Raw genomic sequence first — 25095 nt, 5'->3', positions numbered from 1 at the left:
TGGTGCGGCTTTTTTATTGAATGAAGAAAAATGATGAAGTTTGTTGATTCGCACTGCCATATTAATTTTGCTGATCTTGCGGCCAATATGCCGCAATTATTAGCCAATATGCAAGATTACGATGTGAGCCATGCGCTTTGTGTCGCAGTCAATTTACCTGAGCTGCCATCGGTACTGGCGCTGGCGCAGCAGCATGACAATATCTTTGCCTCGGTCGGTGTACACCCCGATTACGAAGACACGCCCGAGCCGACGGTGGCGCAATTGGTTGAGTTGGCGCAATCGCCCAAAGTAGTCGCCATTGGCGAAACGGGCTTGGATTATTTCCGTCTTACGGGTGATTTAGAGTGGCAGCGTGAGCGGTTTCGTACGCATATTCGCGCGGCGCGTGAAACGGGCTTACCGCTGATTATTCATACTCGTGCCTCGTCTGAGGACACCATTCGGATTTTGCGTGAAGAAAACGCGCAAGACGTTGGCGGTGTCATGCACTGCTTTACCGAAAGCTGGGAAGTGGCGCAACAAGCAATGGATTTAGGTTTTTATATTTCACTTTCAGGCATTGTGACGTTTAAAAAAGCCGAAGATTTAAAACAGCTGGCACGGCTAATGCCGCTTGATCGCCTACTGATCGAAACCGACTCGCCTTACCTCGCGCCAATGCCGCATCGCGGCAAACAAAATCAACCGGCTTGGGTGCGCCATGTTGCCGAGCATATTGCTGAATTAAAAGGCATTCCACTGAGCGACGTGGCCGAGGCGACCACGCAAAATTTCTTTAAACTATTTGCTCGTGCGCGCCAACCACAATGACAGGCCTTACCGTTGAAACCATTTTATTGGGTGTAGGCTCTAGTGGTGGCTCACCTGCTTTAGGGTGCAGCTGCCCAACGTGTAGCTCAAGCGATCCAAAAAACACCCGCAGCCGCGCTTCAGCGGTCATTCGTGCGGGTGGACAAACTTTTTTGATCGACACTGGGCCAGATCTGCGCAGCCAAGCTCTACGCGAACAGATCTTGCACGTTGATGCGGTGCTGTATACCCATCCGCACGCTGATCACCTGAATGGTATCGACGATTTACGCGCTTTTTGCTGGTTACAAAAAGCCGCATTGCCGGTGTATGGCAATCGTTTAATGCTCGGGCATATCCGAGAGCGCTTTCCGTATACGCTGTTTAAACCCAATGAATTTTGGGATAAACCGGTGCTCACCATTCACGAAGTCGATGCTGAGCCATTTCAAGTCGGTACGGTGAGCGTACAACCGATACCGCTGATTCACGGTAAATGGCCGATTTTGGGCTGGCGGATTGGCAATGTTGCCTACCTCACTGATGTGTCGGAAATCCCGCCTGAGAGTGAAGCATTGCTGCAGAATTTAGATTTATTGTTTTTGGATTGTTTACGTCATAAAGCGCATCCAACGCATTTATCGGTAGAACAAGCGCTGCAAGTCGCCGCTAACATTGCGGCCAAACGTACGGTGTTGATTCATATGACGCATGAACTGGAATATCACGCTTTAACTGCAACGTTACCTGCTGGTATTGAAGTAGGGTATGACGGTCAACGCATTACCATTTAAACCTTAGCGAGCGATACTCATGGATATCAATGTATTAGGCCAAACCCTCAAACCTTGCAGCATGGCACCTTTAACTGGATTTTTCCGTGATGGTTGTTGCCGAACGCATGAAACCGATATCGGCGAGCATATTGTTTGCGTGGTGCTTAGCAGCCCATTTTTAAGGTTTTCTCAACAGCGTGGCAATGATTTATCCACGCCACGGCCAGAATACGGCTTTGCTGGGCTTAAACCCGGTGATCAATGGTGTCTTTGCGCGACGCGCTGGCTCGAAGCGCTCAAAGCCGGTGTCGCCCCGCAAATCGTCCTTGCCGCCACGCATGAAAACATTCTCGATTTAATCTCGCTGGAAACGCTGGTGGAATATGGGATTGATCGGCCAGTGTTTAAGGATTAGCACTCAAACATAATTGGCTCATTTTATTTAAATGCTGAGATGACGGTTTAGGACAGGAGCAGGTCGATGACGCACCCAACGCGCAGTTGGCACCCAAAAAAGCTACTGAATACCAAATGGACCGCCGTTGTGCCGCAGCAACGCGAGAAGCACTTTCTCGTCGTCAAAGTCGAGCTTGATCCGCTGGACGCACAAAAGGTTGAGCAGGTCACGTTAGAAGCGGTACTAAGTAAACGGCATTTCATTTTGCACTGGAGTGAGCTAGAAAATCAAACGCAATGGCGAGCCGGTTGGCTGTAACGCAGCCAAGTACCGTCAATTTCGGTGGAATTTTCATTCCTTAAGTATCGCTGATTGGCACCCTACACGGTTAATTGCTTAATTTCGTCCCTACTCAATTCCCGCCATTCGCCTTTCGCTAATTCCCCCAACTCCAAGCTACCAATTGCGACGCGCATCAATCGCAGCGTGTTGATTTGATTGGCTTCAAGCAGGCGGCGGATGTGGCGGTTTTTGCCTTCGTCGAGCACGACTTCCAGCCAAGCATTTTTTTCACCGCTGCGTAATAGTGTCACGCGCTTGGCTTTGAGAGGCGTGCCGTCATCCATCATCACACCCGTTTGCATCGCGGCGATCAGCGCAGGCGTCGCTTGGCGATCGATTTGCACGTGATAGATTTTGTCCAAATGACTGGCCGGATCAGTAAGGCGCGCCGCCCATTGGGTGTCATTGGTGAATAGCAACAAGCCTTCGCTGGCTTTATCTAGTCGCCCAACGGGGCCGATGTGTGGCAGCGTAGCACCCTGACTATTTTTGAAGCAACTAAACACCGTGTCGCGGTTTTTTTCGTCTTGGGCGCTGGTAATCAAGCCGCGCGGCTTATTGAGCATCAAATAGACTTTCTTTTCAGCGGCAACACTTTGACCGTTCACACTCAGTTGATCGCGCGCTAAATCGACGCGGCGATTGATCTCCACGCACACCTTACCATTCACGCTCACCGCGCTTTGTAAGACCAAGGCTTCGGCTTCGCTACGCGAACAAAACCCGAGCTTGGACAACGCTCTCGCTAGACTGGCTATTTGGGTATTGCCTTGTGGCGCTTTATTTTTGGAACCTGCAGATAAATACGTCTTAGCTTTGGATTTGGGTTTGGCAGGGGTCATGGCATCGATTCATAAAGCAATTATCTATTTTAACTTGAGTTCACTTTGAAAGGGGTTTCGTATGCTGGATCAGCTTAGGCGGCGGTTGCTGGCAAAATAGTCGCTGACCGATGCTCGTCGTATACTGACTAGGGTCGACGAAAAAGGATACAAATATGAAAGTATTGCTAGTTGAAGATGATCCTATGATCGGCGCAGCGATTCAAATGGCGTTGCAAGATGCTGCCTACGCAGTGGATTGGGCACATGATGGGGAGGCGGCGATGGCGGCGTTAAATGTACAAAGCTATGAAGTGATGTTGCTTGATGTTGGCTTGCCACGCTGTAATGGCTTGGAGGTACTACGCTGGGCGCGACAAAATAATCATGCCTTGCCGGTTTTGTTAGTGACGGCGCGAGATGCGGTGAATGATCGAATCGCTGGCCTTGATTTGGGCGCAGACGATTATGTGGTTAAGCCATTTGAAATGGGAGAGTTATTGGCGCGAATGCGGGCAGTGGTGCGCCGCAAAGCGGGTAATGCCAGCCCGATTTTAAATAATGGCGTGTTATTTTTAGACCCGAGCTTGCGTGAAGTGCAGTGCGCCGATAAAACCGTACGCTTATCGGCAAGAGAGTTTTCTTTATTGCAGGCATTATTGCTGCGGCCTGGGGCGATCTTGTCGCGTGAAGAATTAGAAAATCGGATTTATGGCTGGAATGAAGAAGTAGAAAGCAATGCGGTTGAGTTTTTAATTCACAGTTTGCGTAAAAAACTCGGCGCTACGGCGATTAAAAACATTCGGGGAATGGGATGGATGGTTTCCAAAGCAAATTAACGTCGTCGCTGCGCTTTCGATTATCGCTGTGGCTATCATTGGCGATTATTCTGGTGGCGGTCGCAGCGGGATCGTTGTCTTTTTTTACCGCATTTAAAGAGGCTAAAGTGCTGCAAGATGATCAATTGCGGCAAGTGGCGGCCTTGGTTGACGAGCATGGCTTGCCAGTTCAGCCACCCGATTTAAGTCGAGAAGACAAAGAAGCCGACCCTGATCTGAAGTTGATTATTCAAACTTTGGGCGACAGTGGCGCTGGCACTGGCGGCGAGAAGATCGCCTTGCCCGCCAAGCTGCTGCATGACGGGATTCAAACCATTGTGCTCAATGGTGAGCGTTGGCGGGTGTTTGTGCGCACTTTGCGCTCTGGCGAGCGTTTGGCGGTGGCGCAACAATCAGAAATCCGCGATCAAATCGCGACCGATAGTAGTTACCGAACGGTACTGCCCTTGGTGGTGTTAATTCCGATTTTAACCGCCTTGATTAGCATTATGGTCGGCGGCATGCTCAAACCGATTACGCGGCTTTCGCATGAGGTTGATAGCCGCGCAGAGCAAGACTTGCGGCCATTGGCAGCGCACCAGATTCCAGACGAAATTCGTCCCTTTGTCGCCTCCATCAATCGCTTATTAGAGCGCGTTGCGCAGGCGATGGATTTACAGCGGCGCTTTGTCGCTGATGCGGCGCATGAACTTCGCTCACCGCTCACCGCGCTGTCATTGCAGGCACAAAATGTGATGGCGACCGAATTATCAAACGAAACGCAAGCTCGCTTGATTCCTTTGCAGCAAGGGATTGATCGCGCCAAAAATCTACTAGAGCAATTGCTGGCTTTTGCGCGTAGCCAAGCGTTGATGAAATCGGCTGTGGCACCGATTTTGTTATTACCGATTATTCGTGAATTATTCGAAGAGATTGCTGCGCAAGCAGAAGCGAAAAACATCGATCTGGGGGCCAAAGTCGATGAGGGTTTAAGCCTGCTGGCGCATGATTTAGATATCCGTACTTTGCTGCGTAATTTGCTGGATAACGCGGTGCGTTATACCCCGCAAGGTGGCGTGGTTGATCTGTCGGCTTATCTGCACGCCGGTTTTTTATGTATTGAAATCGCAGACAGCGGGCCTGGGATTAGTGATGTGGAGAAAATACACGTTTTTGAACCATTCCATCGTCTTTTAGGGCAGGAGGCAGAAGGAACTGGCTTGGGCTTGGCGATTGTAAAAAACACGATCGCGCGTTTGCAGGGACAGATTGAATTATTGGATGCGATGCAGGGCACTGGACTCATCGTTAAAGTAAGCTTACCGCTCAGTTAAATGCCTTTTACATTTGGTTACACCTCAGCTGACTTGGCTAAGTATTCACTAAGTTTACAAATTTATAGTGCGAGCTAACACGAAGTTCGTGTTTCCTAACTCTGTTTTGACAAGGTGATGACCATGAATAAAATTCTTGCTCTTGTAGTTGCTAGCGCTTTTGCATTGACTGCCGCATCTGGCTTTGCGGCTGATGTTGCACCGGCTAAACACCATGCAACAAAACATCATTCACAAGCAAAAAAAGTAAAACCAGCCGCAGTTCAAGAACAAAAAGCTCAAGCTAAAAAAGCATCGCACGTCGCTTCAGCAGCACAAAAAGCCCAAGCTAAAAAAGCATCACATGTCGCTTCAGCAGCACAAAAAGCCCAAGCTAAAAAAGCATCACATGTCGCTTCAGCAGCACAAAAAGCCCAAGCCAAAAAAGCTTCACACACTGCATCTAAAGCATCTGCAGCAAAAAAACACGCCATGTAATTTGAGCTGTTTGTCAGATTGAGTTTAAAAAAGAGCGCGTATGCGCTCTTTTTGCTGTAATTCGTGGTCTTTTTGGTGCTTTGCTGAATATTTGTCCCTGCAATGGGAACGTAGCGCTAAAATAAAATGCTGATTGGTTCTGGACGGGCTTAGCCCGCATTATGGAAAATTTCTTTTTAAGCCTCATCGCTTTGGCGTTGGTGCTGCTCAATGGTTTTTTTGTTGCCGCCGAATTTGGCTTGGTTAAATTGCGAGCTACTCGCGCTAAGGGTTTAGCCAAGATTTATGGCTGGCGCGGGCGAATTCTTGCCAAAGTCCATAGTCAACTGGACGCGTATTTATCAGCTTGCCAGCTTGGGATCACCTTGGCATCGCTTGGTTTGGGTTGGATTGGCGAGCCAGCATTTTCTCGCTTACTTGAGCCGGTCTTTATGTTGTTGGGCGTTGAATCTGCGGCTTTGATTCATAGCGTCTCCTTCTTTTTTGCCTTCACCTTAATTTCATTTTTGCATATTGTCGTTGGTGAATTAGCGCCTAAATCATTGGCCATTCGCCGCCCTGAAGTCGTTGCGCTATGGACTTCGGTGCCCTTGTATTTCTTTTATTGGTTAATGTATCCAGCGATTTGGTTGCTCAATCGCAGCGCCAATAGTTTGTTACGCCAATTGGGATTGGACGGGCATTCCGGTCATGAAAGCCATTATTCTGCCGATGAATTGAAAATGATTTTGCGCGGTAACGGCGATAACAATAGCCGCGAAGAATGGAATGTCGTTGAGCAGTCATTGGATTTTGGTCGACTGAAAGTTGCCGATTTAATGCGGCCTTTTCATGAGGCCGCGGTGCTGCATAGCGATGTGTCACTTGCCGAAAATTTACAAGTGATCGCTACACAACGCTTTAGCCGCTATCCGTTTGTGAATGAAGACGGTGAAGTGTTGGGGATTGTTCATTTAAAAAACCTATTTTTGGCCGAATTACGCCACGCCGACGTGTCCGATTTAAGCGACTACCTGCGCCCTGTTGAGCAAGTCACGCCAGAAACGCCGGTGCTAGAGTTATTTCGACGCTTTCGTGAAGGCGCGCCGCATTTTGCCATCGTCACTTACGCCGATGAAGCGCAGCCGATGGGTTTTGTCACGTTGGATAATTTGATGGCCGCTCTGGTTGGCGAAATCCGTGATGAATTTCGGCAGTCGCGCAATGATTGGTTAGAGCAAGACGACGGCGCGCTCTTGGGCAAAGGCAGTTTATCGCTGTATTCACTGGGCCGAATGCTGGGCAAAGACATCGATCACCCCGAAGCCGAAACCGTCGGCGGTTTGATTCAATGGAAACTTGGCAATCTACCGGTCGAAGGCGAGCGCATCGAATTTGATGGCTTTACCATCGTTGTCAAAAAAATGAACGGCCCACGGATTGTGTTAGTGAAAGTGATGCCCGCAGTAAAAGCCGAAGGCAGTGTGGGGGATCATTAATGGGTATTTCTCGGTAAGCATTGTTGATCAATAGCTGTAGCTGAATACATCACACGGGCGGGTTAGCCGAAGGCGTAATCCGCCTTTTTGTACATAAAAAAGTGCGATCAGCTTGGGTGATTAACATCGGCCATGCTCAATGAGTTAGCCACGGAGCCCAAATTGTTTGAATGGTGGGCAGAACCAAACCAAAACTCCTATGTCATAATTCTACAGAATGACTTACTAGTTATTGACAGCGCCAACTTGGTTTAGTGGCTAAAACATTGGAGAGGCAATGAGAAAAATTTATTTATTTATCATCGCGGTGTGTTTCAGTACTTCTGTACTTGCGAGTGAAAACAATCGAGATTTGAAAATTGCACAAATTATTGAGGCTCAAGGGCTACATCAAATGTTTCAGTCTCAATTAGATCAATCTAAGATTGCTGCTCAGGAACTAGGTTCTGATCTAGTTAAAAAGATACTTAGAGAAAGTGGTGCATCGGAAGGTGATTCAAATCCTAAATTGGAAGAAGCAGTCAATCGGAATATGGCGCGCTTTTCAGCTCTGTTTTCTGCACAAGACTACGTTGAGATGTGGACTAGGTTTTATGGGCAGAGTCTCTCTGATGCAGAGTTAGAGCAGATTCTTGCTTATTACAAGTCATCAGCAGGAAAGAAAGATGTACTTGCTTCGCAATCGGCCATGCTGCAATTTGCTCAAGAGATCCATGTAGAGGAACGAAAACGAATGGACGTTTTGACGGATCAGCTGATTTCTGATTTGAAAGCGATCACTTTAAATTAAGTAAGTAGGGTGCACTTAAAGCGCAGCGTAGTGCGCCGTATATTGGATACAAAAACCGCCAGATCATCATCCGGCGGTTTTGTTGTTTACTTCGCGTGCTCCACCACAACACACTGATACACCCCACCAAAAATCGTCCGTTTTTTCCATGTGTATTGCTCGGCATGACTGGCGTAGTGTTGAATTTCGTTTTCCCATAAGGCATTGGCAAAGGGTTCGAGCAGGTGGTTGACGAGTTTGAGGATGTAGCGAATCGGTTGCCATTTTTTGGGATTGTGATAATCGACAAAAATGGCTTTGCCGCCAACCGGCAATTTAGCCAGCATATGATTGACGATTTCGTGTTTTTTATCGTCGGGCACTTCGTGTAATAAGAAAAAACTGCAAATTAATTGATAGTCGCCACCGATGCCAGCAAAACCCGCCGCGTCGCTGCGAATGACTTTGGCCCAATCCATGTCTTTTAATTTTTTGCTGCCGTGTTCAATTTGGATGGGGGTGATATCGGTTAAATGAAATGCACCAGCAGGGCCGACGCGTTGCGCGGCGCGGCGCACTAAATCACCATAAACATGGGCTAATTGCCAAACGCGCATGCCCGGTTGGATTTCGTCGAGATAGCATTTCATCAGTCGCTGATCGTTTAAAAATAGCAATATGCGTACCACAATATTGCGATCTAGCGCTTTAACCCATTTCGGGTCCACATAGGCCCAGTCATACACTTCGGTCATGTATTCAGGCACGCCGTCGTAATAGGGATCGGTAATCAGTTTCGGATGATTTTGGGTCATGGCGGCAATTCCTTAGGCGACGGATCTTCTAGATCAACGCTATCTAGACTAAGTCAAAAGAGGTAGATGGAATTTGCTTTAAACCAAATTCATTATGAATAAGCGATAAGAAAAATTGGTTTTGCGGTTGGTAATACTGGCGTTTTATTTTTATTTATTCGCCGGTGTTTTGGACTGATTTATAGGGTATTTAAATCTAAGCATTGAATTTGTTGGGCTTTATTGAAATACTCTTATGGAATGTTTTGATTTGTGGCGATGTTTTTTCTTGTCAGGGTTTATGCTAGGTGTGAAAAATACCTATTACGCTAAAATGCTGCAGCTGAAATTGGCGAATTCCCGTAGATTGTCGCCCTAGTTGAATGTTGTTTGAGGCTTTGCATGATTTGTAAAAACGTTGAACCGAGCTTGTTGTGGCAGCACTTTGCCGTGTTGTGTGCTTATCCGCGACCATCGCATCATGAGGCGGCGTTGCGAGCGCAGATTCAAGCTTGGGCCAGTCAATTGGGCTTAAGTCATGAGCTCGATGCCGTTGGTAATTTACTGATTCGCAAGCCCGCAACGCCGGGGATGGAAAATCGTCTGGGCGTGGTGTTGCAAGGTCATCTGGATATGGTGGCGTTAAAAAACGAAGCCGTGGTGCATGATTTTTTGCAAGACCCGATTCAAACCTATATTGCCGATGGCTGGATGCATGCCAAGGGAACGACGCTTGGGGCAGATAATGGCATTGGCGTTGCGGCGGCATTAGCCGTGCTGGAAAGCCAAGATCTGGCTCATGGTCCACTTGAGGTGTTACTGACCATCGATGAAGAATCTGGCATGAGTGGCGCCAAAGGTTTGCAGCCTGATTGGTTGCAAGGACAGCTGCTGTTTAATTTAGATACAGAAGATTGGGGCGAGTTGTACGTTGGCTGTGCGGGTGGGATTGACATCAGCGTGGGGCAAACTTTACATCCCGAGCCAATGCCTGCGGGCTGGGTGGTGCGTGATTTAGCGTTAACCGGTTTGAAGGGTGGTCATTCTGGGGTTGATATTCATCTTGAGCGGGGTAATGCCATCAAGCTCATGTCCCGTCTATTGTTCCAAGCAATACCCTTATTTGATTTGCGCTTAGTGAGTTTGCGTGGTGGTTCATTACGCAATGCTTTACCGCGAGAAGCATTTGCGCGAATTGCGATTCCTGCGTGTGATGCGGCGAATTTTGCGGCGTTTGCCGCACAATGCTTGGCCGAATGGCAGCAAGAGTTACAAGGCGTTGAAACCGATATCGTGTTGCAACTGGCAGACGCTCAAGCAGAGCAGGTGCTCAGTACCGCCGATAGTGCCAAAGTGGTGAACTTATTAATGGGTTTACCGCACGGTATTCGCCGCTGGAGTACCGAGGTGGCGGGCGTGGTGGAAAGCTCGAATAATCTAGGTGTGCTGCAGTTTGATGGCCGGCGTTTTGATGCAGTGTTAATGGTGCGCTCTTTAACTGAAACCGGCGTGACCGAATTGGTACAAACCATTCGGGCCATTGCGCGCTTAGGCGGATTTGCGGTGGAAAGTAGCGGCGCCTATCCCGGCTGGGCGCCTAATTTGCAATCGCGGGCGTTGACCGTATTGCAAGAAACTTATCAAGCGATGTATGGCGCAGCGCCAAAAGTGAAAGTGATTCATGCTGGTTTAGAATGCGGCTTGATTGGTAAAGCGTATCCAGCATTAGATATGGTGTCATTTGGGCCGACGATTCGCGGCGCGCATTCTCCGGATGAGCGCGTTGAGATTGCCTCGGTAACGCAATTTTGGACTTTATTGACCGCCAGTTTGGTGGCGGTGCCAGTGGCAAATTAACGCCGATGTGGTGATTGAGACGCAAAACCCTGCCAATTGTGCAGGGTTTTTGTTTTTCTGTGGCATGGGTATTACTGTATGGGGAATCGAACCCTGTTCATCGTATGCTCTCACCTATGAAAAAATGGCCTAATTTAAGCAGTTGGCAACGCAATTGGCCATGGGCCTTGGCGTATTTGGCGATTGCATCGTTACTCACCGCGGTTTTGGTTTACGCTTGGCAAGATTATCGCAATGAACTGTTCGCCCGCGAGGCGACGATGGCGCAAGATTTGCTCTGGCAAGAGCAAGAAATTCGTGGCCGTTTGCAAAGCAATCAAAATATCCTAGAAAACCTCGCATATGGCTTAGCGTCGGACAGTATGCAGCAGCTGGATTTTCAACGCCGCGCTGAGGCGCTGATGAAATCCAATCCAGAAATTGTCAATATTGAGTGGGTGAATGCCAAAGGTCAGCGTGGTGATGGCTTTCCTAATTTTGAGCGCCGTCCCGAAAGTTTGGTGGCTTTGAATGATTCTTTACTCACCGAAGTGATTGATGGTGCGGCGACCTTGGGTTATCCGATGGTGAGTAATGTGATTTGGCGCAATTCACCGCAAATGGTGCATGTGGTGCCATTTTTTCATCAAACCGAATATCAAGGTGCGGTGCTGGCAGTTTACGATTTGTCGATCTTATTATTGCAGCGCGTGCCGTGGTGGATGGTGCAGCGCTATCAGTTGCAACTGATCGATAGCAATAACCAAGTGATTGCGCCCAATCGCTATCACTCGCGTTTAACAGGCAAGGATATTCGTGAAGTGCCGTTTGGTGGCGCCAGCCAGCAGAGTTTACGTTTATTGGCCAAGTCGATCGACCCGATTACCAAGCAATCCAATTTTTGGCTGATTGGCTTAATTACCGCGCTGTTATTATTGCTGTTGTGGGCGCTGAAAATGCTGCGCTTACGGATGCGTGAAAGGCAGTATGCCGAATATGCGCTGCGCGATGAAATCTTATTTCGCTCGGCGATGGAAAACTCGCTGGTAACCGGCTTACGTGCGATGGATACCGATGGCAAGCTCAGTTATGTGAATCGTGCGTTTGCCAATATGGTGGGCTGGTCTGAGGCGGAGTTAATTGGTGCTAAGCCACCGATGGTGTTTTGGCCGCCAGAGTGTCTGGATGTGTGTGCCAATGCCTATCAAGCCATTTTGCGCGGGGAATGCCCAGCCAATGGCTTTGAATTACGCTTTATGCGCAATGACGGCGAGCGATTTGATGTGCGCTTGTATTCTTCGAAATTAATCGATAGTCATGGTGTACATCGTGGCTGGATGGCTTCAATGTATGACGTGACTGAGTTAAAGCAAGAGCGTGAAGCGCTGGCGAGCTCGCGTCAACAGCTGCGAACGGTCTTGGCGGGGCTGGAAGTGGCTGTATCGGTGACCGATATTGAAACCGGGGTATTGCTGTATCGCAATCGTTTGCATAGCAAGACTTTTGCGATTCCCAAAGATGCCGAAGCGTATTGTTTAACGCGTTGGCCAACGGATTCAGTAATCCACGATGGGGTCTTTGAAAGTGTCGATATGCACACTGGGCGCACTTATCAAATTGAGCAGCGTAAAGTCGATTGGGTGAATAATCGCAGTGCGATCTTGGAAATCTGTACTGACATTACCGCCAAGCAACAAGCACAAGAGGCTGCACGCACGCGCAACGATCAATTGCAGCACACGGCACGGCTAGTCAATATGGGCGAATTGGCATCAAGCTTAGCGCATGAGCTCAATCAGCCATTGGCGGCGATCGCCAGCTATAGCGCAGCCTGTGAGACCATGTTGTACAAGAAAGAACCTCCGCTGGCTAAAGTGCAAGAAACCTTGGTCAAAATGACGGCACAGGCTCGCCGCGCAGGGCAGATTATTCGGGGTATTCGGCAATTTGTCGTTAAGCGAGCGCCGACGCGAGAGTTGTGCGTCTTGAATGATTTAGTCAGCGTACCGGTGCAATTACTTGGGCCCATGGTGCAAAAAATGAAGGCACGAATTGTGCTCGATATTCCGAGTGATTTACCCAGTTTTCAGGGCGACCCGGTGATGCTCGAGCAAGTGCTGCTTAATTTGATTAAGAATGGCCTCGAAGCAATGAGCGAAACACCGATAAGCGAGCGGCAGATTATTGTTAGCGCGAGTTTTAGCGCCGATACCTTAAAGGTGACGGTTGCCGATCGTGGGGGCGGCTTAGCCGATCCAGCTCAATTGTTTCAACCGTTCTATAGTACCAAGTCCGAAGGTATGGGCATGGGCTTGAATATTTGCCGCTCAGTGATTGAGCAGCATCGCGGTCATTTATGGGCCGAACCTAATCCTGGTGGTGGAACTCGAATGCGGTTTCGCCTGCCTTTTAATGTGAGTGAGGAAATATCATGAAGCCTGTTTTGACGAACAAAGCAGCAATTCGAACCGTTGCGGTGATTGATGATGATGAAGCGGTACGAGATTCATTGGCTTTATTGCTAGAAACTCATGACTGCCCTGTGGTGACGTATGCCTCTGCCGAGGCTTTTTTAGACGAGGGTGATGCGAGTCGTTTTGCTTGCTTGATTGTCGATGTGCGTATGGACGGAATGAGTGGGCTAGAGCTGTTTGCCGAGCTGCGCGAAGGCAGCTATTTACCGCCTGTGATTTTTTTAACGGGGCATGGTGATGTGCCAATGGCAGTGAATGCACTCAAAGATGGTGCCAGCGATTTTATGGAAAAACCGTGCGATCAAGATTTACTACTCACTCGGGTACAAGCGTGTTTGAGTGAAGATCAGCAGCGCCGAGGTAATGCACAGCATCAACAAAAAGTAGTGGAATTGCTCGCCGATTTAACGCCACGCGAGCGCGAAGTGCTACAAGAAATTTTATTGGGTAAGCTCAATAAACAGATTGCCGATCGATTGGATATCAGCACCAAAACCGTCGAAGTGCATCGGGCGCGAATTTTTACCAAAATGCATGTCCATTCGGCGATGGAATTAGCCGCCATGCTTAAAGAAGTCCCAACGAGTGATTGGTTTGCTTAATTAAAAGCATTAAGTCAGTTTAAAGTGCCGTTCATTGCTAAAGTGAGCGGCATTTTTGCATTTGATCGTAAGGTGTTTACCCTAGGTTGAATACCTGTCCGGTGATTACCTGATTTGTATCAGTGTGTAGTTACTATATTCTGACTACAACCGAAGGCAGGACTGCACTCGGCAAAATTAAAATCATCTGGAGATTACGATAATGCGTCTTACCAAGTTGGGTTTGCTGGTTGCAGGAATGGGCGTTGCGTTCGCAGCACAGGCTGTTGAAGTCGAAGTCTTGCATTATTGGACTTCAGGCGGTGAAGCCAAATCAGTGGCTGAATTAAAAAAAATGATGGAAGCCAAAGGTTACACCTGGAAAGATTTTGCCGTAGCCGGTGGTGGTGGTGAAAACGCCATGACTGCGCTCAAAACGCGCGTGGTTTCTGGCAACCCACCAGCGGCAGCGCAAATTAAAGGGCCTTCGATTCAAGAGTGGGGTGCCGAAGGGGTGCTAGCTTCAATTGATGACGTGGCTAAAAAAGGTGGCTGGGATAAATTATTGCCACCGGTGGTATCTAGCGTCGTGAAATACAAAGGCCAATACGTTGCCGCGCCAGTGAATGTGCATCGTGTGAATTGGCTGTGGGTGAATCCAGAATTATTGAAAAAAGCCAATGCCAAAGTGCCAACAACTTGGGATGAGTTTTTTGTTACCGCTGCAGCGTTACAAAAAATTGGCGTTCAGCCGGTGGCGTATGGTGGCCAACCTTGGCAAGACAGCACCGTATTTGAAACCGTTGCTTTGGGTGTGGGTGGTGCTGATTTTTATAAAAAAGCGTTTGTGCAACTTGATCAAGGCACTTTAAGTGGCCCAACGATGATTAAGGCTTTGGAAACGTATAAAAAAATCAAACCGTTTACCGACAAAAATAGCTCAGGCCGCGAATGGAATTTAGCCACCAGTATGGTGATTAATGGCAAGGCCGGTATGCAGTTTATGGGTGACTGGGCCAAGGGCGAGTTTATGGCGGCCGGTAAAGTGCCGGGCAAAGATTTTCTTTGTGTAGCCGCACCGGGTACTGCGAATGCTTACACCTTTAATATTGATAGTTTTGCGATGTTTAAATTGAAAAACAAAGAGGCTGAAAAAGGGCAGCAAGCATTAGCCGCAACGTTGATGAGCCCAGAGTTTCAAGAGCTATTTAATTTAAACAAAGGCTCAATTCCTGCTCGTTTGGGCGTGAATATGAGCAAGTTTGATATGTGTGGTCAAAAGTCAGCTGAAGACTTCAAGATGGCATCGACTAAAGGCACTTTGATCCCATCATGGGCGCATGGCATGGCAATGAAGTCAGCAACGCAAGGCGCAATGTTTGATGTGGTAACGCAGTTCTGGAATGACGACAAAATGAGCGCGAAAGACGCTGCTGCAAAAATCGCTAAAGCGGCGAAAACAATGTAATTCTCTACAGGGTATATGGATGAATATTATTTAAATAGTATTACTCATTCATATACCCATCTCTTTATCGCTGCTTTGCGGAGAATCCAATATGACGATGCCTGTCCGTACGGCCCATTATGGGTTTGCGGAGCGCTGGCTGCCGCGCCTCGTTTTAGCCCCGTCGTTTGTTCTGACCCTAGTTTTTTTATATGGCTTTATTGTCTGGAATGGCTATTTGTCATTCACCACCTCGCGGATGCTGCCCAATTATGAATGGGCGGGTTTAGCGCAATACATCACCCTATTTGAAAATGAGCGCTGGTGGGTTGCTGTGCGCAATTTAGTGATTTTCGCGGTGCTGTTTATTGGCGGTGCGATGGGCATCGGTATCGTCTTGGCCATTTTATTGGATCAAAAAATCCGTTTTGAAGGGGCGATTCGCACGATTTATCTTTATCCCATGGCGCTGTCTTTCATTGTGACCGGTACCGCGTGGAAATGGATTTTGAATCCCGGCTTAGGGATAGAAAAATTGATGCATGACTGGGGTTTTACCCATTTCACCTTTGATTGGTTAGTTAATTCCGATATGTCGATTTATACCGTGGTACTGGCGGGTTTATGGCAATCATCGGGATTTGTGATGGCGCTGTTTTTAGCCGGTTTGCGTGGGGTTGATGATTCGATTATTAAAGCCGCGCAAATTGATGGCGCGAGCTTGCCACGAATTTATTGGAAAATCGTGCTACCGGCATTGCGGCCGGTGGTGTTTTCAACCTTGATGGTGCTCTCACACATTGCGATTAAAAGCTTCGATTTGATTATGGCGTTAACGGGCGGCGGACCAGGCTATTCATCGGATCTGCCAGCAACCTTTATGTATTCAATGGCCTTTACACGCGGACAAATGGGGGTCGGTGCCGCCAGCGCGATGATGATGCTGATGGCGGTAGCAGCCATTGTGGTGCCGTATTTGTATTCAGAGCTGAGGAAAGACGGCAATGGTTAATGTCCTATCACAAGATATAAAAACAACGGCGAACGCAGAGACGCAGAGACGCAGAGGAACGCTTTTGAGCATGAACTTAGCTCACATCTGCATGATGCCATCTGATGTTTTTCTCCGCGTCTCTGCGCCTCTGCGTCGGGTTTGCGTATCAGGGAGAATGGTATGAACCAAGAACGTTTTTGGCGGGGTTTGGTGTATGCCGCGCTGGTGTTTGCCGCGCTGTATTACTTGATTCCGCTGTATGTGATGCTGACAACGTCGGTGAAAGATATGGAAGAAATTCGCACAGGCAACTTATTGTCTTTCCCACAAAACATCGGTTTTGCTGCGTGGGGCAAGGCGTGGAGTTCAGCTTGTACTGGGGTTTCTTGTGATGGTCTATCAGGCTATTTTTTGAACTCAGTCAAAATGGTTATTCCTGCGGTGTTGATTTCAACGACGTTGGGCGCGATTAATGGCTATGTGTTGTCGAAATGGCGTTTTCCGGGCTCCAATATTGTGTTTGCGATGATTTTATTTGGGGTGTTTATGCCATTTCAGGTCTTGCTGCTACCCATGGCGCAAACCTTAGGTTGGCTGGGCATTGCCAGCACCACCACCGGCTTGGTTTTTGTGCACGTAGTGTGTGGTTTAGCCTCAACGACGCTGTTTTTTCGCAATTACTATGTGGGCATTCCTGATGAGCTGATTAAAGCTGCGCGGCTCGATGGCGCTGGATTTTGGCGTATTTTTTGGCGAATTATTATCCCTATGTCGACGCCGATTATTATGGTGACGTTGATCTGGCAATTTACCAATATTTGGAATGATTTCTTATTTGGTGTGGTTTTCTCCGCCGGAGATAGTCAGCCGATTACCGTGGGTTTGAATAATATGGCCAATACCTCGACCAATGTGAAGGAATACAACGTCGATATGGCTGCAGCACTGATTGCGGCGTTACCAACGATTGCGGTGTATGTGTTTTGCGGCAAATATTTTGTTAAAGGTTTGTCGGCAGGTGCGGTCAAAGGTTAAGTCAAGTGATGACTTGGCTTATTCAATCAATTTGGAGAATGCAATGGGTGCTTTAGCCATTAAAAATGTCACCAAGACATTTGGTGATACGCAAATTTTAAAAGGCATCAATATTGATATTGAGTCCGGTGAGTTTTTGATTTTGGTTGGCCCATCCGGTTGTGGTAAATCGACATTAATGAACATTATTGCTGGCTTAGAAAGTCCCAGCAGCGGTGAGGTGTGTATTGCTGATCGTGTTGTGAACGATGTCGCGCCAAAAGATCGCGACATCGCGATGGTGTTTCAAAGCTATGCCTTATATCCAACGATGACGGTTCGACAAAACATTGCTTTTGGCTTAGAAACCCGCGGCATTGCTAAGGCCGAGCAAAATGAAATCATTGCTCGCGTAGCCAAAATGCTGCAAATGGATCATTTGCTCGAGCGTAAACCTGCCGCCCTGTCTGGCGGGCAACGGCAGCGCGTGGCGATGGGGCGCGCATTGGCACGCAATCCCAAGCTATTTTTATTTGATGAGCCGCTATCGAATTTGGATGCTAAATTGCGCGTTGAAATGCGCGTTGAAATCAAACAACTGCACCAACGCCTGAAAACGACAATTGTGTACGTGACGCACGATCAGATTGAAGCGATGACGCTTGGCGATAAAATTGCAGTAATGAAAGACGGCGTGATTCAACAGTTTGGTCGACCACAAGATATTTATGAAAACCCAGCCAACCTCTTTGTGGCGAGTTTTATCGGTTCACCCTCAATGAATTTTATTCCCTGCCATTTAATTGAGCATGACGGCGAGTTGGGTGTTTCTTTGCAAGGGATGGCGAGCCCATATTTTATTAGCTTGGCGCAACGGCCAAATTTGCGTGCGCGCTTGGGCGAGAAAATTACCTTAGGGATTCGGCCAGAACAGCTGGATGTGGCAGAGGCGCAATCGAGTGCGCTTGAGTGTAAGGTGAAAATCACCGAGCCGACGGGGCCTGACACGATGGTGTACACCGAAATTAACGGCGTTGAAGTGATTGCTCGTGTGCATCCCCGACTGGTTCCGCCCACAGGGCAGAGTATTAAGCTGGTGCTGGATATGAAAAAAGTGGTGTTATTCGATCCTGTTACTGAAGCTAGAATTTAACCGCAGCACACGGCCAATAAAAAAGCGCAGATTTTTATCTGCGCTTTTTTTGGACTTAAGCGAGAGAAGTAATCTCTAGCGGGCGAGTTTCAATAATCGCGGCTCGCTCGGCAACACGCTGATGATATTGCTGCAAAGCCAGATAGTGAGTGGCCCATTGCAGTTGGGGCAGGCGTAAATCCAGATATTCCAGCATACAAATAACGGCAATATCCGCAATGCTATATGCATCGCCAGAAAACCAGCGCTTTTCTTCCAGTTGGCTTTCTAATGCGGCTAAGCCACGGATGATTTTATCTTGCTGGCGGTTCATCGCATCTTGGCTTTGCAAGGCGCTAGGGCGGCGCTGCTCCATCACGATGGCAACGGCAGCATCACAAATCCCATCGGCTAAAGCGGCGGTGCGTTTGGCGCTAATCATCGGACGTTGATCACTTGGAAATAACTTACACACAGGCGACAGGTAGTCTAAGTGCTCGGCGATAACACTTGAATCATAAATGACGCGACCATCATCGAGCGCCAAAACCGGCACTTTACCCAGTGGGTTATAGCTCTGAATAAGGGCATCATCTTCGCCGGGCTTGGCAATGATCAGCTCAAAGTCGATCTTTTTTTCCGCCAAGACAATGCGAATTTTCCGACCGAATGGGCTATGTAGTGCGGTAATTAGCTTCATTTTATGGGCTTCTCTTGAGTCCGAAGTAAGATTCTAGGAGGCATTGGTAAGATAGGCTAGTGAATCTACGCCGATACAACAAAAATGCCTCGGTTTCCCGAGGCAGATTAAGCATTGAATCAAATATAAATTAAGCAATTCTGGCGTAGCCCGGTAGAGTCAGAAACTCAATAAACTCATCGGCAGTGGTGATTTGGTCAAAGAGCTTGGCCGCCTCAGTTAAAGTAGCGCTAAAACGGCCTTGTGCTTCGATTTTAGCCACTTCTTCAGGTAACCACTGATGAAATAATTCGACAGTGACTTTGCGACCATCCACCAGTACGCCTTTGTCTGAGCGTAGCCATTGCCAAATTTGCGAACGGCTAATTTCAGCAGTGGCAGCGTCTTCCATCAAGTTATGAATCGGTACGCAACCCATGCCTGCTAACCACGATGCCAGATACTGCACACCGACCGAGATATTGCCGCGTAAACCGGCCTCAGTAATTGGGCATTCGGGTTGGAAGTTGAGTAAATCTGCTGCCGAGCAGGCAATATCATCACGCTGTTTGCTAATTTGATTGGGCTGATCGCCCAAGACAGCATCCCAAGCGGCCATCGCGACAGGGACTAAGCCCGGATGCGCCACCCAGCCGCCATCGTAGCCATCACCGGCATCGCGTTCTTTATCGGCTCGTACTTGGGTCATGGCTTTTTCATTGGCCACTGGATCGGATTTAACCGGAATATACGCCGACATGCCGCCCATCGCTGGCGCGCCACGCTGATGACAGGTTTTGAGTAAAAGTAAGGAGTACGCGCGCATAAATGGCACGGTCATGGTAATTTGGCTGCGATCGGCCAGGCAAAAGTCGCGATCCATGCGGAATTTTTTGATGCAGCTAAAGATGTAATCCCAACGCCCTGCATTTAGGCCTGATGAATGCTCACGTAATTCATACAAAATTTCGTCCATTTCAAACGCGGCTAAAATCGTTTCGATCAGCACGGTGCCTTTGATACAAGCATGTGGCGCTTTAAGCTGATTTTCTGCCCAAGTAAACACGTCATTCCATAAGCGTGCTTCAAGATGGGATTCCATTTTGGGCAAGTAGAAATAACAAGAGCTGCCTTGGCTGAGGCGATATTGCAGATTGTGAAACACCACTAAACCGAAATCAAATAGCGAACCGGACATGATTTCGCCATCAACTTCGAAATGTTTTTCCATTAAATGCCAGCCACGTGGCCGAATGACGAGGGTGGCAATTTCATCGTTGAGTGCGTAAACCTTGCCTTCAGGGCTAGTAAAGCTGATTGTGCGGCGATAAGCATCACGCACATTGATTTGCCCTTCGATTTGATTGTTCCAAGTCGGGGTATTGGAATCTTCGAAATCGGCCATAAATGATTTTGCCCCAGAATTAAGGGCATTGATCATCATTTTTCTCTCGACCGGGCCAGTAATTTCGACGCGTCGATCTAATAAATCGGCAGGTAAGGGATTGATTTGCCAGTCACCGGCACGGATGTGTGCCGTTTCGGCGAGAAAGTCAGGCTTAATGCCGGCATCCAATTGCGCTTGGCGAGCTTGGCGAGCAGCCATTAATTCTCGACGGCGGGGTTCAAATTGGCGGTGTAGTTGCGCCAAAAAATCAAGCGCAGCTGGAGTCAGTATGCTACTCACTTCTGGACTGGTTTGACCTTTAATTCGCATATTCATCGTGATGCTCCCTTGCAAGAGACTGTGACGGCACAAGGTGCCGTCACAGGGTATTTGTCGCTATACCTTATTTAGCATGATCTATATGCTAATACCCGATTAATGAAATTGTTCTTCTTCGGTAGAACCTTGCAAGGCGGTGGTGGATGATTGGCCTTGTTGAATCACTTGAGTTACTTGATCAAAGTAACCGGTACCGACTTCCCGCTGGTGTTTAACTGCGGTAAAGCCGCGTGGTGCAGCAGCAAATTCGGCTTCTTGCAATTCAACAAAAGCGCTCATGCCTTCACGTGCATAGCCGTGTGCCAAATTAAACATGCCGTAGTTCAAGGCATGGAAGCCTGCCAAAGTGATAAATTGGAATTTATACCCCATGGCACCGAGTTCTTTTTGGAACTTGGCAATCGTTGCGTCATCGAGGTTTTTCTTCCAGTTAAATGATGGCGAGCAGTTATAAGCCAGCAATTTGCCAGGGAATTTGGCATGAATTGCATCGGCAAATTTACGCGCATATTCCAAATCAGGCTTGCCGGTTTCGCACCAAACCAGATCCGCATAAGGCGCATACGCTAAACCGCGAGAGATGGCTTGGTCTAGACCTGGATACGTCTTGTAAAAGCCTTCCATCGTGCGCTCGCCAGTGCAGAATGGCTTGTCGTTATCATCCACATCGCTGGTGAGCAAATCAGCAGCTTCAGCGTCAGTACGTGCCACGATAATAGTCGGTACGCCCATCACATCGGCAGCTAAACGCGCGGCAACCAGTTTTTCGATGGCTTCACGCGTTGGCACCAAGACTTTGCCGCCCATATGACCGCATTTTTTAACTGAGGCCAGTTGGTCTTCAAAGTGAACCCCGGCAGCACCGGCTTCAATCATCGCTTTCATCAGTTCAAACGCATTGAGTACGCCACCAAAACCTGCTTCGGCATCAGCAACAATCGGTGCGTAAAAATCAATGCTGTCATCACCTTCTGAGTGATTGATTTGGTCAGCACGCGCTAAAGTATTATTAATGCGGCGAACAACTTGCGGTACTGAATTGGCTGGATAGAGCGATTGATCAGGGTACATTTCACCGGCTTGATTGGCGTCTGCTGCCACTTGCCAGCCAGAAAGGTAAATGGCTTTGAGACCCGCTTTAACTTGTTGCATTGCTTGATTGCCAGTCAATGCGCCCAAGGCATGAACGTAAGGTGTTTCGTGCATCAATTGCCACAGTTTTTTAGCGCCGTGACTTGCAAGGGTATATTCCTGCAATAAAGTCCCCCGCAAACGATCAACATCAGCTGCGGTATAAGGGCGTGTTATGCCCTTCCAACGCGGGTTAGTCTGCCAGTCATTTTCGATTGCTGCGATGCGTTTTGCTTGCGTGCTCATACTGATCTCCGTGTTGGTTAGGGCAATTTTGAGTGTGTATTTTTTGAAACACCGTTTAATTTTCACTTCAGCTACCGTCTAAAATCATTGGGTATATAAATATTCAGAGTGGTTTTAAAACGTTGGCTTGGGTGATCAAGCGCGGTGTTTCAATTGTCTATCGTGTGCACTCGCTATTGCTTTCATTGAAGCAGGGTTTTTATTCAGTGCAATGTTTTTATTGCGCTGCACCATAGTGTAGTCGAATTATTCTTACTACATATTGGGGCTTGCCTGTAGAGGGTTTCGATTTTGTCGTTGACCGCGCTCTTGAAAAGCAAGTGCCTACCCCCATTTCATATCGGAACGTAACAAATTTGGAGTACAGGCAATGAGTCAAGACAATATTCAAGACGTAAATCAAGAAGCCACTGAGCAAGAGGCCGCTGTGGCATCGACGGCAGAAGTCGTTGCAGATGAAATGGAAAATGGGATTGAGGCGCAATTGAGTGCCGCTTTGGCTGATCTAGATAAAGCCCGCCAAGATATTTTGTATATTCGTGCCGAAGCTGAAAATGCGCGTCGTCGGGCATTAGAAGAAAATGAACGCACGCGTAAATTTGCTTTAGAAAAATTTGCGCGTGAAGTGATTGCAGTCAAAGACGCGATTGATATGGCCTTGCTGGATGAGTCCGGCAATTTTGAAGGCTTGAAAATGGGCGTTGATCTGACCGCTAAAAGCTTGACCAATGTGTTTGAAAAATTTGATCTACTTGAAATTAACCCGATCGGCGAAAAATTAGATCCAAACAAGCATCAAGCGATTTCAATGGCTCCTAGCGACGAAGAAGCCAACACGGTGATTCAAGTAATGCAAAAAGGCTATGAATTATCTGGCCGCGTAATCCGCCCAGCCATGGTTGTGGTTGCGGCAGCAAAATAATTTATTAGCATAAATGAAGTCGGTGGGCTTGAAATGCAAACGGCAATCCCCACTTGATTATTAAGGTTAATTGAACAAGGTGCTCCGCTTTGCGTGAGCCGCAATTAGAAAGAAGGAAAATACGACATGGCTAAAATTATTGGTATCGACTTAGGTACAACAAACTCTTGTGTAGCTGTTTTGGAAAACGGTCAACCTAAAGTGATCGAAAATGCAGAAGGTGCGCGCACTACACCTTCGATTATTGCTTATCAAGAAGACGGCGAAATTTTGGTTGGCGCGCCAGCTAAACGCCAAGCGGTAACAAACCCAAAAAATACTTTGTACGCAGTGAAGCGTTTGATCGGCCGCAAGTTCGTCGATAAAGAAGTGAAAAAAGACATCGACTCTATGCCATTTAGCATTGTTTCTGCAGACAATGGTGATGCATGGGTTTCAGTTCGCGACAAAAAAATGGCACCACCGCAAATTTCTGCTGAAATTTTGCGCAAAATGAAAAAAACCGCCGAAGACTACCTCGGTGAAGAAGTCACTGAAGCCGTTATTACGGTTCCTGCTTACTTTAACGATAGCCAACGTCAAGCCACTAAAGACGCCGGCCGTATCGCTGGTTTGGACGTAAAACGCATTATCAATGAGCCAACTGCTGCGGCAATGGCGTTTGGTATGGATAAAGTTGGCCAAGGCGATCGCAAAGTTGCGGTGTATGACTTGGGTGGTGGTACGTTTGATATTTCGATTATCGACATCGCAGATGTGGATGGTTCGACTGCATTCGAAGTATTGGCTACCAACGGCGATACCTTCTTGGGCGGTGAAGACTTTGACCAACGTTTGATGGACTACATCATTGCTGAGTTCAAAAAAGAACAAGGAATTGACCTGAAAAACGACGTAATGGCATTGCAACGTCTGAAGGAAGCGGCAGAAAAAGCCAAGATTGAATTGTCTAGCGGCGCGCAAACCGAAATTAACTTGCCATACGTGACTATGGATGCAACTGGTCCAAAACACTTGGTAATGAAAATCACTCGCACTAAATTCGAATCTTTGGTTGATGATTTGATCGCTCGCTCAATTGAGCCTTGCAAAATTGCATTGAAAGATGCTGGTTTGAAAGCTTCTGATATTGATGATGTGATTTTGGTCGGCGGTCAAACGCGTATGCCTAAAGTCATGGATGCGGTGAAGGAATTCTTTGGTAAAGATCCACGCCGTGACGTGAATCCAGACGAAGCGGTAGCAGTTGGTGCGGCATTACAAGGTGCTGTATTGGGTGGCGATCGTAAAGATATCTTGTTGCTCGACGTAACACCATTGTCATTGGGTATCGAAACTTTGGGCGGCATTATGACTAAGCTGATCCAAAAAAATACGACGATTCCAACTAAAGCATCACAAACGTTTTCGACTGCGGATGATAACCAAAGTGCAGTAACGATTCATGTGTTGCAAGGTGAGCGTGAAAAAGCGTCGGCGAATAAATCGCTCGGTCAGTTCAACTTGGGCGATATTCCACCAGCAGCACGCGGTGTGCCACAAATTGAAGTGACTTTTGACATCGATGCAAACGGTATCTTGCACGTTGGCGCGAAAGACAAAGCATCAGGTAAAGAAGCCAAAATCACGATTCAAGCTTCTTCTGGTTTGTCTGAGGCAGAAATCGAAGCGATGGTAAAAGACGCTGAGCTTAATGCTGAAGAAGACAAAAAATTGCATGAGTTGGTGACGGCTCGTAACTCGGGTGAAGCAATGATTCATCAAGTTAAGAAAATGCTGGCCGATGCTGCAGATAAAGTTACTGAAGATGAAAAAGTAGCCATTGAAGCGGCTATTAAAGACTTGGAAGAAGTCGTTCGTGGCGATGACAAAGAAGTGATCGAAGCGAAAACAGAAGCTTTGATGCAAGCAAGTCATAAAGTGGCAGAGAAAATGTATGCTGAGCAAGGCGAAGCTGCCGGTGCTCAAGCTGCAGGTCCGCAAGCGGGTGCCAATGATAAAGATGACGGCAATGTAGTTGATGCTGAATTTACCGAAGTAAAAGACAAGTAATCAGCATATTCAATTAGGCACAGCGCTTGCATTGCAAGCGGCTGTGCTTTTTTGTCTCGGGGA

The 25095-nt window shown here is 47.7% G+C and carries 23 protein-coding genes; 18 read left to right on the top strand and 5 right to left on the bottom strand.

What is annotated here, in order from left to right; all coding sequences use genetic code 11:
* The first annotated feature begins 33 nt into the window (after positions 1-33).
* The 4 genes from K4H25_RS15995 to K4H25_RS15980 all read left to right on the top strand — a co-directional run bounded on the left by K4H25_RS15995 (position 34) and on the right by K4H25_RS15980 (position 2283).
* Positions 34-813, top strand: a complete 780-nt coding sequence (locus K4H25_RS15995; RefSeq protein ID WP_221022980.1) for a TatD family hydrolase — start codon at positions 34-36, stop codon at positions 811-813.
* Complete coding sequence (locus K4H25_RS15990) at positions 810-1586, top strand: MBL fold metallo-hydrolase (protein WP_221021381.1); 777 nt, start codon at positions 810-812, stop codon at positions 1584-1586. Before K4H25_RS15995 ends, K4H25_RS15990 begins: the two co-directional genes overlap by 4 nt.
* A gap of 19 nt (positions 1587-1605) precedes the next feature.
* Complete coding sequence (locus K4H25_RS15985) at positions 1606-1983, top strand: DUF2237 family protein (RefSeq protein ID WP_221021380.1); 378 nt, start codon at positions 1606-1608, stop codon at positions 1981-1983.
* Positions 1984-2049: 66 nt separating this feature from the next.
* Positions 2050-2283 (top strand): TIGR02450 family Trp-rich protein, encoded by a 234-nt coding sequence (locus tag K4H25_RS15980; RefSeq protein ID WP_221021379.1) that lies wholly within the window; start codon positions 2050-2052, stop codon positions 2281-2283.
* A 62-nt stretch (positions 2284-2345) separates the two neighbouring features.
* Here K4H25_RS15980 and K4H25_RS15975 read toward each other — a convergent pair whose 3' ends face one another.
* Positions 2346-3149 (bottom strand): pseudouridine synthase, encoded by an 804-nt coding sequence (locus K4H25_RS15975; RefSeq protein ID WP_221021378.1) that lies wholly within the window; start codon positions 3147-3149, stop codon positions 2346-2348.
* Positions 3150-3304: 155 nt separating this feature from the next.
* On the opposite strand from K4H25_RS15975, the gene K4H25_RS15970 reads away from it, so the two are divergent.
* The 5 genes from K4H25_RS15970 (at position 3305) to K4H25_RS15950 (ending at position 8025) form a co-directional block, all read left to right on the top strand.
* Positions 3305-3967, top strand: a complete 663-nt coding sequence (locus K4H25_RS15970) for a response regulator transcription factor (protein WP_221021377.1) — start codon at positions 3305-3307, stop codon at positions 3965-3967.
* The gene (locus K4H25_RS15965; protein WP_221021376.1) at positions 3943-5280 is read left to right on the top strand and encodes an ATP-binding protein; all 1338 of its coding nucleotides are present in this window, start codon (positions 3943-3945) and stop codon (positions 5278-5280) included. The genes K4H25_RS15970 and K4H25_RS15965 overlap by 25 nt, the downstream gene beginning before the upstream one ends.
* Positions 5281-5403: 123 nt before the next feature.
* Entirely contained in the window at positions 5404-5757 is a 354-nt protein-coding gene (locus K4H25_RS15960) for a hypothetical protein (RefSeq protein ID WP_221021375.1), read from the top strand.
* 161 nt (positions 5758-5918) lie between these two features.
* Positions 5919-7235 carry a hemolysin family protein gene (locus K4H25_RS15955; protein WP_221021374.1) on the top strand — a complete coding sequence of 439 codons (1317 nt, stop codon included), beginning with the start codon at positions 5919-5921 and terminating at the stop codon, positions 7233-7235.
* 277 nt (positions 7236-7512) lie between these two features.
* Positions 7513-8025, top strand: coding sequence for a DUF2059 domain-containing protein (locus tag K4H25_RS15950; protein WP_221021373.1), 513 nt, complete (start codon positions 7513-7515; stop codon positions 8023-8025).
* Between the two features lie 86 nt (positions 8026-8111).
* On the opposite strand, the gene rquA is transcribed toward K4H25_RS15950, so the two are convergent.
* The gene (rquA, locus tag K4H25_RS15945; protein WP_221021372.1) at positions 8112-8819 is read right to left on the bottom strand and encodes a rhodoquinone biosynthesis methyltransferase RquA; all 708 of its coding nucleotides are present in this window, start codon (positions 8817-8819) and stop codon (positions 8112-8114) included.
* A gap of 381 nt (positions 8820-9200) precedes the next feature.
* Here rquA and K4H25_RS15940 point away from each other — a divergent pair, with 381 nt between their 5' ends.
* The 7 genes from K4H25_RS15940 to K4H25_RS15910 all read left to right on the top strand — a co-directional run bounded on the left by K4H25_RS15940 (position 9201) and on the right by K4H25_RS15910 (position 18297).
* Entirely contained in the window at positions 9201-10655 is a 1455-nt protein-coding gene (locus tag K4H25_RS15940) for an aminoacyl-histidine dipeptidase (protein WP_221021371.1), read from the top strand.
* A gap of 116 nt (positions 10656-10771) precedes the next feature.
* Entirely contained in the window at positions 10772-13069 is a 2298-nt protein-coding gene (locus K4H25_RS15935; protein ID WP_221021370.1) for a PAS domain-containing sensor histidine kinase, read from the top strand.
* Positions 13066-13710, top strand: a complete 645-nt coding sequence (locus K4H25_RS15930) for a response regulator transcription factor (protein ID WP_182075676.1) — start codon at positions 13066-13068, stop codon at positions 13708-13710. The genes K4H25_RS15935 and K4H25_RS15930 overlap by 4 nt, the downstream gene beginning before the upstream one ends.
* A 202-nt stretch (positions 13711-13912) precedes the next feature.
* Positions 13913-15157 carry an ABC transporter substrate-binding protein gene (locus K4H25_RS15925; RefSeq protein ID WP_173532385.1) on the top strand — a complete coding sequence of 415 codons (1245 nt, stop codon included), beginning with the start codon at positions 13913-13915 and terminating at the stop codon, positions 15155-15157.
* Between the two features lie 91 nt (positions 15158-15248).
* A complete protein-coding gene (locus K4H25_RS15920) occupies positions 15249-16148 on the top strand; it encodes a carbohydrate ABC transporter permease (RefSeq protein ID WP_221021369.1) in 900 nt (299 codons plus the stop codon).
* Positions 16149-16310: 162 nt separating this feature from the next.
* Positions 16311-17165 (top strand): carbohydrate ABC transporter permease, encoded by an 855-nt coding sequence (locus K4H25_RS15915; RefSeq protein ID WP_221021368.1) that lies wholly within the window; start codon positions 16311-16313, stop codon positions 17163-17165.
* Positions 17166-17208: 43 nt separating this feature from the next.
* On the top strand, positions 17209-18297 hold the full coding sequence (locus K4H25_RS15910; protein WP_221021367.1) for an ABC transporter ATP-binding protein: 1089 nt from the start codon (positions 17209-17211) through the stop codon (positions 18295-18297).
* A 55-nt stretch (positions 18298-18352) separates the two neighbouring features.
* On the opposite strand, the gene K4H25_RS15905 is transcribed toward K4H25_RS15910, so the two are convergent.
* From K4H25_RS15905 to aceA, 3 genes are all read right to left on the bottom strand, one after another.
* On the bottom strand, positions 18353-18976 hold the full coding sequence (locus K4H25_RS15905; protein ID WP_221021366.1) for a glutathione S-transferase N-terminal domain-containing protein: 624 nt from the start codon (positions 18974-18976) through the stop codon (positions 18353-18355).
* 130 nt (positions 18977-19106) lie between these two features.
* Entirely contained in the window at positions 19107-20678 is a 1572-nt protein-coding gene (gene aceB, locus K4H25_RS15900) for a malate synthase A (RefSeq protein ID WP_221021365.1), read from the bottom strand.
* A 99-nt stretch (positions 20679-20777) separates the two neighbouring features.
* On the bottom strand, positions 20778-22058 hold the full coding sequence (aceA, locus tag K4H25_RS15895; RefSeq protein WP_221021364.1) for an isocitrate lyase: 1281 nt from the start codon (positions 22056-22058) through the stop codon (positions 20778-20780).
* Positions 22059-22428: 370 nt separating this feature from the next.
* Between aceA and grpE the strand changes: the two genes are divergently transcribed.
* Complete coding sequence (grpE, locus tag K4H25_RS15890; protein WP_221021363.1) at positions 22429-22980, top strand: nucleotide exchange factor GrpE; 552 nt, start codon at positions 22429-22431, stop codon at positions 22978-22980.
* 126 nt (positions 22981-23106) lie between these two features.
* The gene (dnaK, locus tag K4H25_RS15885) at positions 23107-25032 is read left to right on the top strand and encodes a molecular chaperone DnaK (protein ID WP_221021362.1); all 1926 of its coding nucleotides are present in this window, start codon (positions 23107-23109) and stop codon (positions 25030-25032) included.
* Positions 25033-25095: the final 63 nt, after the last annotated feature.

This window comes from Deefgea piscis, from assembly GCF_019665785.1.
Lineage (GTDB): Bacteria > Pseudomonadota > Gammaproteobacteria > Burkholderiales > Chitinibacteraceae > Deefgea.
Note: the sequence above shows the minus strand (reverse complement) of the source record. Positions and strands in the feature narration are given on the sequence as shown.